Source organism: Salinimicrobium tongyeongense (assembly GCF_026109735.1).
Taxonomy (GTDB): Bacteria; Bacteroidota; Bacteroidia; order Flavobacteriales; family Flavobacteriaceae; genus Salinimicrobium; species Salinimicrobium tongyeongense.
In genome coordinates, this window is sequence record NZ_CP069620.1 from 1021987 (window position 1) to 1036347 (window position 14361).

Here is a 14361-nt window from a genome sequence, read left to right on the forward strand (position 1 = left end):
ATGCTTGTACCAACTTTAAAATCAACTTCCAAAAATGGCATTTTAAATCCCCTTTTTGGAAGCTAAGCTACTTTTATTTACTGTTTTTTAAAGCTTCAGTTTAAACTGGCTTTAAAATAGCCTGCCCGGATTGCCACTAAAAAATAAAGCCCTGTACCGCTTCCGCAGTAACAGGGCTTATAAATTCAATTCATTGTATTATTCTACCACGGTAAATGTGCCGTCAAAATCACTATCAGAGCTACCAGCCACAAAGAAATCAAATTCCCCCGGCTCATACACATATTCCAAAGACCCGTTGTAAAACCTGAGATCGTCTACAGTAACCGGAAATTCAACAGTCATTGATTCTCCCGGTTTCAGCTCGATCTTTTTGAAAGCGATAAGTTGCTTTTTTGGAGGGGTAAGGCTTCTCACTTTGTCGTGAATGTAAAGCTGTACAACTTCCTTTCCGGCTTTTTTCCCGGTGTTGGTCACGGTGGTGCTAATGATAATCTCTTCGTCTGGACGCAAAGTTTCGCTGCTGGCTTTGCTGTTCCCGTACTCAAAACTGGTGTAGCTCAACCCGTAACCAAACGGCAGGAGCGGGGAATTAACCACATCGAGGTAATTCGATTTGAACTTCTCAAATTCTTCTGAAGCAGCAGGCCTTCCGGTAGTTCTTTCGCCGTAGTACACGGGGATTTGTCCTACGTTTCTCGGCCAGCTCATTGTTAGTTTTCCTGAAGGGTTTACGTCGCCAAAAACCACATCGGCAATGGCATTTCCGGCTTCCACACCCGGGTGCCAAACCTGCAGGATGCTTAGGGGCATGTCCATTTCTTCGGAAATATCAAGGGGGCGACCGCTCATAAGCACAAGGGCAACAGGCTTGCCGGTGGCAACGAGTTCCCTGATAAGCCTTTTTTGGCTCTCCGGAATCTGAATATTGGTACGGCTGGCCGCTTCCCCGCTCATTTCACTGGCTTCCCCCACCACAGCCACAACAACATCGGCTGCTTTGGCAACTTTTAAGGCTTCCTGAAGCAATTTTTCGGGAGAGCGATCAGAAATTTCTACTTTGGGGCCAAATACATTTACTTTTTTCGCATAAGCTGTATCGTTAGTGATGTTCGCACCTTTAGCATAAGTGATCTTTGCCTTTGGGGCTACATTTTTGAAACCTTCAAGTACGGGAACCGAAAGTTTGAAGTCTCCGGTTGGCGCCCAGGTTCCCAGCATATTTGATTGATCATCTGCCAACGGACCAATGAGTGCGATTTTTGCCTTTTTTGACACCGGAAGCACCTGGTTGTGATCCTTCAGCAAAACAAATGACTGGGCTGCTGCTTCACGTGCCAGCTGCCTGTTCTCTGCCGTTAGGATATCTTTTTCGGGCCTGCTTATATCAGAATATCTGTAAGGATCATCAAGTAAACCTAATTTATGCTTGGCTTCAAGTATACGACGGGCGGCAGTAGTGATCTCTCCTTCGGAAACCCTTCCTTCTTCCACAGATTTTTTCAGCGTGGTGAGGAATCCTTCGCCTACCATGTCCATATCCAAACCTGCTTTTAAAGCCATTGCCGATACATCCTGCAGGTCTCCCATTCCGTGGGCGATCATCTCATTTACCGAAGTGTAATCGGAAACTACAAATCCGTCAAAGCCCCATCTTTCTCGAAGCAGGTCGGTAAGCAGCCATTTGTTCCCGCTTGCAGGCACACCATCTATATCGTTAAAAGAAGTCATCACACTTCCCACACCGGCGTCTACAGCAGCTTTGTAAGGCGGCAGGTATTCATTGAACATCTTGGTGCGGCTCATGTCTACGCGGTTGTAATCGCGCCCCCCTTCGGGAGCACCATAAAGCGCAAGGTGCTTCACCGTTGCCATCATGGTTTGAGGCTGTGTAAGATCATCCTGCTGGTAACCTTCTACCATAGCAATCGCAATCTGAGAGCCCAAATATGCATCTTCCCCGGCACCTTCGGCTACACGGCCCCATCTTGGATCGCGGGAAATATCTACCATAGGGGAAAAGTTCCAGTTGATCCCATCAGCAGTAGCTTCTTTGGCCGCCACTTTAGCAGTTTCTTTGATCAACTCCATATCCCAGCTGGAAGAAAGCCCCAGCGGAGTAGGAAAAGTGGTTTTGTAACCATGAATAACATCGGACCCGATAAGCAGCGGAATTCCCAGGCGGGAGTTCTTCACAGCCAGCTCCTGGGCCTGGCGCACCCTCTCGGGGCTAGATACCCCAAAAACACCACCCACCTGACCGGCTTTAATCTTGGCCTCCACATCTTCACTCACTACAGATCCTGTGGCTATCCCGCCACCGGGAGTGAGCAGGTTGAGCTGCCCTATTTTTTCCTCTAAAGTCATTTTCTCCAGCAGGGCTTCCACCTGCGGGATTCTTTCCTGTGCCTGGAGATATGAAAGCCCCATAAATAACAGAAATGCGACTGAAAGATTAAATTTTCTCATTCTTGTATCCTTTAAAAATTATAATTGCCTGTTCTTATTTTACTTCCCGGATCTCAGTTTTTTCTGAAATGCCATTTTCATTAAATGCTTCTATGCTGAAGTAATAGGTAGTTCCCTTATCGAGGTTCCGCATAAAATGTTCGTTTTCACCGTAGATGAGCCACGACTGGTATAGCTTATCGGGTGCTATTCCCCAGCGGATGTTGTAACCCTGGGCTCCTTTCACCGGTTCCCACTTAAAGGCAGCATCTCTTCGGTCTTCCTGGCGGTTTATGGTAAAACCTTTTACTTTTGCCGGTTTCTTACCCAATCCTTTTCCAAACACCCTGATTTCTGACAAGGCAAGGTTCTTCCCCGGAACTTGCAGATTGTTATAGCGCACGTATTTTGCTTTTACAGGCTCATTCAGCGGCAGGTAAGCATTTGGTGCATCTATATAGCTGTTGCTCCTGTCTACCACGGTTTTCCAGTCTTTGCCATTTTCTGAAACCTTCAGCGTAAACCTGTGACGTAAACCTTCGGTGCGGGTATAAATGCCAGAGTCTTCATCGTGAAAATTCAGCTGAAAAGCGTAAATATTTCCGGGGGAAAGCATTTCTATTTCCACCCATTGTTGATCATCATTAGCTTCGGCAACCCAGAAAGATTTAGGGCTTTCGTCTGTAAGTACTTTAGAGATGATCTCTCCGTCGCTGTTCTTTTCGAGCGGCATTTCAGTGATGTCGTAATCGCCATCGGTAGAAGTACTTTTCCGGATCTGCTTTTGTGTGGAAGAAACTGTAGCTTTTCCTTTATAAGACAGCAGCATCCAGCCGGTATGCAGGCCTGCTTTGGTAGGATGGCCGGGTGCGTGCAGCGGATAATCTCCATAGCTGGTGTTGGTATACATCAGGCCTTCATCATCAAAATAGGTTGGCCACATAGCCAGCCGCCGCTCCCAGTGAGAATTTGACGCCAGTGCCATTGTGGCAAAATGCCAGTACTGCCCATTAGTTTGTTTCACAGTAATACCGTGACCGGCACCATTGGCGAAACCACCAGGCTTAAAACTGTAGGGGTTATTCTTCATGTAATTGAAGGGACCCAGTGGGGTTTCACCCACGTAAGCTGCATCGGCATATACATTAAATTGAGTGCCCGGCGCAGCATATTGCAGGTAATATTTGCCGTTGTGCTTTGTCATGGAAGCTCCTTCCATATATCCTTCTTTTAAAGTAGGATGAAAATTATTTTCTCCAAAGCGTTCCCAGCCATGCTCTTCTTCCACCAGGTTGATCAATTCCTTTTCCACGCCGGTTTCCAGAAAACGATCATCTTTGTTCAACATCTTCACCTTAAGCGGGTACACATTTGAAGAACCCCAGTAAAGATAGGCCTTGCCGTCGTCATCTATGAACAATTCGGAATCCTGGATGTTGCTGGTGATGGAAGCCGTGGGCGTCCATTCCCCGCTTTTGGGGTCATCGGTGTATAAAATACTACCATAACCCGCAGGGTCTCCGGCGAAATACACCAGCGAATCTTTGTAATTGAAAGCAGTTGGTGCATTAGAACCTTCAAAGAACCACTGTTTAGGTTTAATGAATTCCCAATTGACCAGGTCTTTTGAATGCCAGTAGCCAAAAGAACGGGTGACAAACATGTAGTATTCCCCACGGAATTCAATCACCGCAGGGTCTGCACCCGAACGGTAGGAAATATTCTTGCTGGAATTATAAACCATGTAGGAATAGTCGATATCCAGCGGATTGATATAGGTCTTGGGCACAACTTCCTGCGAGTGCGCAAAGAAGCTGAAGAATACCGCTACTGCTGTGATAATGTGATTTAAGGCCTTCATTTATCTAATCCTTTTTTTGATGAGAGAATAACCACGGCAGGAGATAGGGTTCAGAAAAAGCTGAATCCCAGCTGTTGTGGTTATCGTTTGGATAAAGGGACAATTTTGCATTACCGCCGGCAGTGTTGATCTCGCGAGCCATGGTTTTGGAAAGTTCGGCAGGAACCACGTTGTCCTGTTCGCCGTGAAAAATCCAGATATTAAATCCTTCAGGATATTTTCGAACTATGCCGGGATCTGCGCCGCCACAAATGGCGAAAGCCGCGGCAAAGGTTTTGGGCATTCTGGAAAGGATCTCGTAAGTACCCATTCCCCCCATTGAAAGTCCGCCCACATAAATTTTGTCTTTATTGATATAATCTTCCGAAATAACAGAATTCAGAAGAGCCATCACCAAATGTAGGGCTTTGGTAGGCTCCTCTTCATTCTTAAAATTAAATTCTAAAGGGGTTTTGTCTCGGTCAACCTCCACTTTTGCCCAATAATCTTCTTTTGGGGCCTGTGGAAAAATAACCACAGCCGGAAAATCTTCCCGGTTCGCCTCTTTCAGGAACAAATCGCTCCCGTGCACGAGTTGGGCTTCATTATCGCTTCCCCTTTCCCCCGCGCCGTGTAAAAAAAGCACTAACGGATACTCTTTTTCTTCGGAAAAGTTCTTCGGAAAGAGAATGCGATAGTTTAAAGTGTCGTTTTGCTGAATAAACTGCTTTTTTTGAAACTCTGACCGCTCCTGGGCCATTCCTGAAGCTGAAATAAGCATGAAAAAGCCTGCAAACAGAAGAAAATTAAGGGAAATGTTATTTTTCATAATTGTAAAATTTAAAGCTGACAGATTTTAAGAAAAATTATTCTAAAAATGTCATTTTTGGATGGTAAAATCCAGTTTTTTCAATCCTTCCTGAATTTCGGGAGCCTGCATGAACAGATCCCAAATCAATCCGGAACGGTAATTCTCAATCATGACCACCTGCGGCCCCTGGTCTATTGCAAGGTAATAAGGTGCCACCCAGTCTTCACCCTCGAGGCTGTAGGCATCATAAAAGCCTGCCGGCCCCCACAACAACTCATGTTGATCTTCATAAAAATACCTCATGGCATCCAAAGATTTCTCTGGAGTGTAAGGGATAGAGCTTATGGCCGCAGTTGGCGAAACCACGCCACGGTCATCATCGGGAGAGTGTGCAGCATAGCCTACGCCATTGTCTTCATTTCGGGTGTAGCTGGCGGTAAGGCCCCAGGAATTTTTGCCGTACGTTTCAAAATCTTTCGGATTTTCCAGGGCATATTCATAATTGATGAGGCTGTGGTTCACGTTCACATCCCAGTAGTTGGCGTACCTGTCGCTTAATCCCTTCGGATTTAACCCCAGGTAGGAATAATGCGCCCAAAAAAGTGGCCCGCCCCTGCTTCCGGAAGTGTTGTGCTTCAGGATAAGCGGTAGGCCGTAAGCTTCTTCATCAGAAACAATGTCACCGCCCCTGGCCCAACCCTCGTGATAGGCTGCAGGTTCAATAGCGTGGCCTGGTGACGAAGCCGCCATGATATAGGTGATCAAACATTCGTTATAACCTTCTATCATAAAATCCATCTCCCATTCGTAAACAGGCGACCAGTGCCAGTAGATCCCGTTCTTGTTATTGGTGTACCAGTTCCATTCGATGCCTTTCCAGAGGTCGTTGTACTTTTTGGCAACAGCCTGTTCTGCTTCAGTGCCATTTTTGAGATACTCCCTTACCACAATAAATCCCTGCGCGAGAAAGGAAGTTTCCACAATATCGCCGCCATTATCTTTTTTCCCGAAGGCCTGGGTGTCGCCGGTCTCCCCGTTGATCCAATGCGGCCATGCGCCATGGAACCTCGGAGTTTTGTCAAGAAAATCGGCAATCTTGTTTAATCGGGCAACGGCAGAATCCCGGGGGATGAAATTTCTTTCCATTCCTGCCACTATGGCCATGAGCCCAAAGCCTGAGCCGCCGGTAGTGACCACATGCGAATCATTGCGCGGGTAATTGCCATCGGGGTGGAAGCGCTCCCGGGCCATGCCGCTGTTGGGTTCGGCATAGTCCCAGAAGTATTTAAGGGTTTGCTTTTGCACGGTATCCAAAAGTGCCTCTTTTGAAAGATTTTTTTGCTGAGATTTATCAGCCGAAAGCTCCTGCTCCTTTGTCCTGCCTTCTTTACAGCCAACACTGGTGAGGACTAATAAAAAAGCCAGTAAAGAATATTTTTTAAACATCTAATTGTATTTTTTATTCATCTGAATTCAATAGGTAAAGCCGAGTTTATCAAGCCCTGCCTGAATTTCTTCATTCGCCATAAAAAGCCTCCACGGAAGCCCGGTGCGGTAATTCTCGATCATGGCTACTATAGGCCCCTGATCTATGGCCAGGTAGCCGTTAGAAAACCAGTTGTGTTCTTCAGAAAAAGCATCATAAAATCCATATTCACCCCAGAGTTCATCATTTAAATCTTCATAAAAATGCCGCAGCGCAGCCATAGATTTTTCCGGTGTGTAGGGAAAGGAGGACAAAGCCGCGGTTGGCGTAATGACTCCTAAATCGTTTGTTGGGCTGTGCGCGGCGTAGCCCTGGTGATTATCGGAAGCTGTAAGGCCCCAGGAATTCTCGCCATAGCCTTCAAAATTCTTCGGATTGCGAACCGCGTATTCATAATTAATAAGGGTATGACTGGTATTTTGCTGCCAGTAATTGGCGTACTGATCTTCCAGGTTACGCGGATCTAAACCAATGAAGGAATAATGGCTGAAAAATAGCGGTCCGCCGTAAGATGGCCCCAGCGGCAGGTTTAAGCCGTAATGGTTCCTGTTGGTAACGATCCCTCCGTTTGAAGCCCAGCCATTAGTGTAAACTTCCGCAGAAATTGGGTGCGTGGGCGAAGAAGCGGCCAGTACATAAACAATCAGGGATTCGTTCCAGCCTTTAACGGGAAGGCCAATCTCAAATTTATAAGAAGGCGACCAGTGCCAGTAAAGCACATTCTGCCCGTTAGTGTACCAGTCCCACTCTACATTTTCCCATAAAGTGGTAATTCGCTCATCAATTTGGGCATCGTCGAAATATTCACGGTTGATCAACAGGCCCTGCATCAAAAATGCGGTTTCCACAAGATCACCGCCGTTATCCAAATTGCTAAAAGGTCTTGTCTTAGCAGTATTCCCCATGTACCAGTGAGAAAACGCCCCGTGATAGGTTGGCACTTCCTCCAGGAAACTCAAAATTTTGTCTAACCTGCTTAAAGCTTCAGCTTCACTAATCCAGCCGCGTTCTACCGCCGTAGGAAATGATGCCAGACCAAAACCTGTGCCCCCGGTGGTGACTATATGCGGCGCATCGCCGCCATAGGCATCATTTTGAGACCTTTCGCGGGCCATGCCGCTGTTGGGTTCGGCAAAATCCCAGAAATAGTTGAAAGTGCGCTCCTGTACCAGGTCCAGCAGTTCTTCATCGGTCAATTGTGGCACCGGTTCTTCGCCATTACCAGGGTCAGGAATGTAGGGTTCCTGATATCCCGGGCCCGAATCATCTGAACAGGCAAGGAAAAGCACGACAATATTCAGCAGGGAAAAGTATTTTAGAAGACTTTTCATTTAGTAGGGGTTTGGAAAATTTTAGAAAAACACTCCTCAAAAATGCCATTTTTGAGGAGTGTTTTGGCTTATGATCAATTATTCATATCGGCTTCGATTTCCTCTTCTGTTAGAGCAACCCGGTAGAAACGCAGGTCGTCTATAGCACTTTGATCTGAAAGGTGGTTCCATTCCACGAAACGCGGAGCACCAGACATTACCGAAACAAGATCGGCACCGGTCCAGTCAACCCCTCCGGTAACGGGAGCTTCGGTTGCAAGATCTCCATTGATGTAGATCCTGCTTTTGTTTTCGGTAATCACAAATCCGATATGCACCCATTCCCCGGCCGCCGGATCTATCAATCCGCCGTCATTCCAGCTATTCCCGTTCCCGGTTCCAACACTTGCCTTAATTCGCTGACTGTCGCCAGATGCTTCCCTAAATAACTGGAAGCCTTTGGTGAGGTTGTTTTTATTAGCCCCTTCAGGATTTACGGCGCTAATGGAAATTATACCCGCACGATCTGGGCTGGCATTGACCTTGTACCAGAAAGTAGCACTGAACTCTTCGTCTAAAAGATTTTGTGAAGGGAAGGTCAAATAAGCGCCATCGGCCCCTAGATAAGCATCACTTCCTTCTTTGGCATCTTGTGTGAACTTAGGAGACCCAACCACATTAATGCTTCGGCCGGAGACCTGTTCGTTGTAATTTCCGTCAAAAGGCAGGTAAAGGGATATATCTTCGGAAGGAGGGTTCACCATCAGGCTTACTTCTTCCGCAGTCATTGCCTCATCAAAGATCCTTAATTCATCGATAAGACTTGTATCTGAATTATGGCCCCAACCATCGAAGTTTAACCCTGAGCCTATCACAAGGTTTTCAACCCCTGTCCAATCTATAGCAACATTATCAAGCGTAGTGGCTCTTACGAGAACGCCATTAAAATAAATTGCTGTTCCTGTTGGGGAAACCGTAACGGAAATATGCGTCCATTCGGGTTCTACGGTAGAAAGAGTACCGCCATCGTTCCAGATATCACTCTCACCGGTACCTACATTTAACTTCACTACCTGGGCATCGGTGCCAGCAGGTTCTCTAAATAACCTGAAGCCCTGATTTCTATCACTGTCATCGGTCGCTGTTAAAATTCCGGCTCTCTCTGTGGCAGGATCCATCTTGTACCAGAATGCAAGAGTGAACTCATCTTCAAGCTCTGCAAGAGGTATCGTGAGGTAAGAATCTACAGCCCCCTCATAGGAGCCAGTTCCTTCTTTGGCCTCATCTGAAAATCCCGGGTCTCCAACCTGAGTGGGCTCTTCCAGCTCTATAAGTTCCATAAAGCTTTTATCAAAAGCCATGTAGAATATCTCGTTTTCAAAAACAGGCGTATATGGAGGTTCTTTGCTGAAGGTTGTGGTTTGCACGGTTTCTTTACCTTCAATATCTGTAGCCCTAACTGTCACTGTATGCTCACCCATTGAAAGCCCTTCAAAAGTGACTTTTTTGAGCGCTATACGGTAATCGGTGAATTCGGTAAAGGTTTCTACCTCCTGCCCATCTACAAGAACCACGATCTCCTGGATCTCTATGTCATCTTCAACTTCAAGATCTATGGTAATATTAGAAAGCTCTGAAGCTTCTTTAATCACGGTGCCCTGCTGGGGGTATTTTATATTGACCTGGGGAGCTCCTTCATCCTGCCCGGGTTCTACCCTGGTGATTGGGTCAATCCCTTCACGCTCACAACCTGCCAGGATAAACAAGAAGGCAAGAAAGCCGAAAATTCTTATATTTAAATTTTTCATTTTTACCTGTTTAAAGTTGATAATACATCATTAAGTGCCGTATTAGTATCTACGTTGGTAGCTTCTAAAGGCAAGGCGTCAACCTGTGCCTGTGGATAAGGCAGGTACTCATCTGCGGCGGTGAATGTTCTGCCATCGTAGCTTAGTTCCTGGTATTTGTCAAGACGAATCATATCGTAATACCTTATTCCCCATTCCATGGCGAGTTCGGCAAATTTTTCATCGAGCACCTGTTCAGTAGTAACGCCTGAAAGTGCCGGCATATCTGCACGTTCCCTCACCAGGTTTACGGCCTCATCGGCAGGAATTGCGGTAGCGCTTGCGCCCCTGGTCACTGCTTCGGCATACATGAGCAGGATTTCGGCATATCTTATCACGATAAAGTTCTTACCGGCCCCGTAATTATTACGCCCATCGGTAAGCTGTACAGATGGTAAATAATGTTTTCCGCTGGCAAAATCTGCTCTTACATAGTTGTTGATCACATCATCGGAAGGTGTCACATTGCTAACAAACGAAGGGATGGTATAGCCCTCTGCCTGCAGTTCTGCGATTCCTTCGGGAGTGAACAACACGCTGGTTTCAAGACGTACGGTTTCATTCCTGTCAATCATAAAGCCAATGAACTTGTTGCTTGGCTCATAGAAGCCCCATCCTGCTTCGGCATTCTCTCTCGCAGGATCCCAGTTTTGTGGCCCGAAAGGCGCATAGAGATGGTAGAAAGCCTCTCCCGACTCAGAGCCATAATCTGAATATTGAAGCTCAAGTAAGCTTTCATTGCTCAATTCTCCCGGCTTCTTAAACAGCTGATAAAAATCTGGGTAAAGAGAAAACAAACCTGAATTTATGATAGCCCCTGTAGCCTCGGCCACGGCCTGGTAATTCTGAAGTTCCTGTTCAGCGAGGGCTTTCATAGCATAAGCGGTGTAACGGGTAATTCCTCCCGGCAGGTCTGTACGTTGATTTGGTCTTGCATCCGGAAGAAGCGGTATCACCTCCTCCATTTCACTGGAGATAAACTGCATCACTTGATCTTTTGTCGCAACTCCCTGCTCCAGTTCGGCTTCAGGCTGATTTGAAGTAATAATGAAAATGTCTTCCCAGTTCCTGGCCAGGTTGAAATGAAGCCAGGCCCGTATTACCTTGATTTCGGCAATGTACTGTTCGCCACGGGCAAAATCTGTTTCATTGGCATATTCCATGAAGTTTTCTATCTGCAAAATTGCAGTATTCATGTTGATGATGTCATTGTAATGGGAATTCCAAACCTGGTTGTACATCCAGAAATCTTTGTCGTAATTGAAAAGATCGGTTTCGGTATAAAGAGGCTGGTCACCCAGACCTCCCGAATTCACATCATCACCGCGCACTCCCAGCAGCAAAGGCTCTTCCCAGCCAAGACTGCTAATTTCATAATAGGCGCCAATTAAAGGGTCTATCATCTGGCTGGCATCGGTGTAATCAATGTCTCCCGTATTGAGCTGACCTTCCTGCGTATCGAGTTTATCGGAACAGGAGCTTACTGCCAGTGCCAAAACCAGTACAGAAAGATGGATTAATATATTTTTTGAAGTTTTCATTTCGTCTGTCAATTAAAATTTAACATTTATTCCCACTGTATAGATTGATGGCACCGGATAGGTTTGTCTATCTACACCATCGGGCACTTCAGGAGTAAATCCGTTATAGTCGAAGAAAGAGAAAGGCCTTTCAGCGGTAACATAAACCCGCATCCATGGGAAATCTTCCTGTTCTACGGTATAGCCGAGCTGCATGGTTTGAATTCTGAAGAAATCTCCATCCTCAACCCAAAAGTCACTTAGGCGCTGGTTCCATGCCTTGCGCATCCCGGCAGCAGAAGGGTAGATATTGCTTGTGCCTTCCCCATGCCATCTGTTAATGGCCAGGTCGGCATCCATATTGGTATCATTGGTGAAAATAATTTCCCCCCTTCTTCTGTTAAGGATCTTATTCCCTGCCTGTCCGTAAAAGCTCATGGAAAAATCGAAAGCTTTGTAGTTCATCGAAATATTACCTCCGTAAGTGAAGTCGGGCAGGAATGATCCTAATACCACCCTGTCTTCATCGGTAATCATTCCGTCGTTGTTTTGATCTCTGTAAATAAGATCTCCGGGAACCAGGTTGTTATTTACTGCAATAGGATCGGCATCAATTTGCGCCTGATTTTGGTAAACCCCTACTCTTTCATAGCCGTAAAACCCAAAAAGAGGACCACCTTCAATAGTTCTCTGGCGGAATTCTGCCGAGCCGGAATCTATGTATCCTCTCTCGTCTTCAATTTGGGTAGCTTCATTTTTAAGGGTGGTGAAGTTTGCTCCTATAGAAAATTCAAAATCTTCTCCAATCTCACCAAAGTAGTTACCGCTGAATTCAAGACCCTGGTTTCTGATTACTCCAGAATTTCTCTCTATGCTTTTGTCTACAATAGGAATATAAACCGGAAGAATGGCATTTTCGGTATCCCTGATGTAATAATCGGCAGTAAGAGACAGCCTGTTTTCCAGAACTTCAAGATCAACCCCAAAATTAAGTTCTTCTATGACCTCCCAGGTATTGTTGGAGAAAACACTGGTAGAGACGATCCCGGTGCGCGGGTTATCGCCAAAGGGCGCAGAAACAACATCAATAGTATTGGAACCGGCGCTGGCAGCAACATTGTCATTACCAAGTTTACCCCAGGCAGCACGTAATTTCAGAAAATCTATAACGCCTACATTATCCATAAAATTTTCTTCGGAAATTACCCATCCTAAACCAACGGAAGGGAAATATCCCCATGGATCAAGTGTAAATTTCGAAGATCCGTCGGCTCTGTAGGTTCCATAGAGCAGGTACCTGTCCATAAAGCTGTAGGAAACCCTTCCAAAATAGGACATTCCGTAATATCTTTTTCCTATTTCTTCCACGTTATTATTGAAAGATTCCGGATCGGCAAAATTCAGGTACCAGCTTGATTCCAGGCCTATCCCCCTAATTCTTTCACCTGTTGCCTCAAATTCATTTGAAGCCTCATCTCTAAAGGAAGTACCCACCATGGCTGTAAACCTGTGGTCTCCAATCTGGTCTTTGTAAGTTAAGACGTTATCCCAATACTGGTTGGAGAAAGTGTTGTTTTCCCTTTTAATTGAAGACTGAACTTCATAGTTATTACCCAGAGTATATGGGAGGTTGACATAACGTTCTTCCAATGCAGAGAAGTTATGGCTGTAAGTGGTTTTTAAATCCAGCTTATCTTCAATGATCTCATACTGAAAATCCATAGTAGCCAACAGCTTCCTGATCTTAAGACGATCTTCATTAAATCTTGTGATTGGAAGCGGGTTTTGGGTGTTCCGGTAGCCCAAAAGCTGGGCATTAGCATATCTCACAGGTGAAGCTGCAGTGTTGAGAGGGTCAAAAACCGGAAGTATGGGTACCGCGAAATATGCATTGAACCAGGCAGCATTATCGGGCTGAAACTGGGTGGCATTACTAAATACCATGTTCACACTGGTTTTGAACCTGTCGGTAATATCCACATCCATTTTAGAACGAATGTTAAACCTTTCATACTCGTTCTTCATATCGAGGATACCTTCCTGAGCAAAATAATTGGCACCAACCGAATAGGTTACATTATCTCCCCCACCCGAAACACCAATACTGTGGCTTTGAATAAGGCCTTCTCTTAAAATCTCATCATACCAGTCGGTATTCACATCGGGAACATTGGGGTTAACCCTGCTGCGCCCAAAGCGTTGCATGGCATTAAGAACGAACTGGATATCTGCCTGTGACCCCGATTCGTAAACCATGGTGGTGAACTGTTCGGCATTAGCCATTTTCACAACGTCCTGAGCTCTCTGCACCCCGGTATAACCGTCGTATTCAAACTGAGGTTTCTGGTTTATACGCCCAGATTTGGTCTCCACAATAATAACCCCGTTTGCAGCCCTTACCCCGTAAATGGCTGAAGAGGATGCATCTTTTAACACGTTGATAGATTTGATGTCTTTTGTGCTTAAGAAGTCAATATTGTCATAAAGGGCACCATCAACTACATAAAGCACATTGGTACCACTTGTGTAGGTACCAAGACCCCTCACCCTCACGTTGGGCGAATTACCCGGAGATCCAACAGAGGTAATTTGCACCCCTGCCACTTTTCCCTGTAAGGACTGCATGACGTTTGAAGTGGGCGTTTTTTCAATTTCTTCAGACTCTACGGTAACAATTGAACCGGTAAGATCGGCTTTTCGCTGGGTACCGTATCCCACCACCACGACTTCATCTAAAGCAGCGGCGTCTTCTTCTAAAGTTATCTGATAATCATTCGCCCCAACCACAGGTAATTCCTGAGGCTTAAATCCTAAAAAAGTAATTCTGAAGGTATCACCTTCAACCACTCCTTCAAGAGCAAAATTTCCATCGAAATCGGTAATATCAAAAATATTCTTACCAATCACCTTCACCTCTGCACCCGGTAAAGGCATACCATCGGGCCCAACAATGGTACCCGTAATAGTTTTTGGTTGTTGGGCAAATCCAATTCCGCAGAACAGGAGCGCCAAAAATGTGAGTAATAATTTAATTTTCATAGGGTAAACCGTTTACAAAATTTGACATGAAATTACATTAGAACCCGAAGACTCGAAAAC

8 protein-coding genes are annotated in these 14361 nt (G+C 45.7%); all 8 read right to left on the bottom strand.

Going from position 1 to position 14361, the window contains the following annotated elements; genetic code table 11:
* Positions 1–198: 198 nt before the first annotated feature.
* The 8 genes from bglX to JRG66_RS04500 all read right to left on the bottom strand — a co-directional run bounded on the left by bglX (position 199) and on the right by JRG66_RS04500 (position 14301).
* The gene (gene bglX / locus JRG66_RS04465; protein WP_265164555.1) at positions 199–2469 is read right to left on the bottom strand and encodes a beta-glucosidase BglX; all 2271 of its coding nucleotides are present in this window, start codon (positions 2467–2469) and stop codon (positions 199–201) included.
* Positions 2470–2503: 34 nt separating this feature from the next.
* Positions 2504–4309: a family 43 glycosylhydrolase gene (locus JRG66_RS04470; RefSeq protein WP_265164556.1), complete on the bottom strand. Its 1806-nt coding sequence runs from the start codon at positions 4307–4309 to the stop codon at positions 2504–2506.
* A gap of 4 nt (positions 4310–4313) precedes the next feature.
* The gene (locus JRG66_RS04475; RefSeq protein ID WP_265164557.1) at positions 4314–5117 is read right to left on the bottom strand and encodes a carboxylesterase family protein; all 804 of its coding nucleotides are present in this window, start codon (positions 5115–5117) and stop codon (positions 4314–4316) included.
* Positions 5118–5168: 51 nt separating this feature from the next.
* A complete protein-coding gene (locus JRG66_RS04480; protein ID WP_265164558.1) occupies positions 5169–6545 on the bottom strand; it encodes a glucoamylase family protein in 1377 nt (458 codons plus the stop codon).
* 27 nt (positions 6546–6572) lie between these two features.
* Positions 6573–7916 carry a glucoamylase family protein gene (locus JRG66_RS04485; protein ID WP_265164560.1) on the bottom strand — a complete coding sequence of 448 codons (1344 nt, stop codon included), beginning with the start codon at positions 7914–7916 and terminating at the stop codon, positions 6573–6575.
* Positions 7917–7990: 74 nt separating this feature from the next.
* Positions 7991–9703: a LamG-like jellyroll fold domain-containing protein gene (locus JRG66_RS04490; RefSeq protein ID WP_265164561.1), complete on the bottom strand. Its 1713-nt coding sequence runs from the start codon at positions 9701–9703 to the stop codon at positions 7991–7993.
* Positions 9704–9705: 2 nt separating this feature from the next.
* Positions 9706–11283 carry a RagB/SusD family nutrient uptake outer membrane protein gene (locus JRG66_RS04495; RefSeq protein ID WP_265164562.1) on the bottom strand — a complete coding sequence of 526 codons (1578 nt, stop codon included), beginning with the start codon at positions 11281–11283 and terminating at the stop codon, positions 9706–9708.
* A gap of 12 nt (positions 11284–11295) precedes the next feature.
* Complete coding sequence (locus JRG66_RS04500; RefSeq protein ID WP_265164564.1) at positions 11296–14301, bottom strand: SusC/RagA family TonB-linked outer membrane protein; 3006 nt, start codon at positions 14299–14301, stop codon at positions 11296–11298.
* Between the last annotated feature and the right edge of the window lie 60 nt (positions 14302–14361).

Coding starts and splice junctions, on each gene's coding strand:
- bglX (WP_265164555.1), bottom strand. CDS start 2,469: ATGAGAAAATTTAATCTTTCAGTCGCATTTCTGTTATTTATGGGGCTT.
- JRG66_RS04470 (WP_265164556.1), bottom strand. CDS start 4,309: ATGAAGGCCTTAAATCACATTATCACAGCAGTAGCGGTATTCTTCAGC.
- JRG66_RS04475 (WP_265164557.1), bottom strand. CDS start 5,117: ATGAAAAATAACATTTCCCTTAATTTTCTTCTGTTTGCAGGCTTTTTC.
- JRG66_RS04480 (WP_265164558.1), bottom strand. CDS start 6,545: ATGTTTAAAAAATATTCTTTACTGGCTTTTTTATTAGTCCTCACCAGT.
- JRG66_RS04485 (WP_265164560.1), bottom strand. CDS start 7,916: ATGAAAAGTCTTCTAAAATACTTTTCCCTGCTGAATATTGTCGTGCTT.
- JRG66_RS04490 (WP_265164561.1), bottom strand. CDS start 9,703: ATGAAAAATTTAAATATAAGAATTTTCGGCTTTCTTGCCTTCTTGTTT.
- JRG66_RS04495 (WP_265164562.1), bottom strand. CDS start 11,283: ATGAAAACTTCAAAAAATATATTAATCCATCTTTCTGTACTGGTTTTG.
- JRG66_RS04500 (WP_265164564.1), bottom strand. CDS start 14,301: ATGAAAATTAAATTATTACTCACATTTTTGGCGCTCCTGTTCTGCGGA.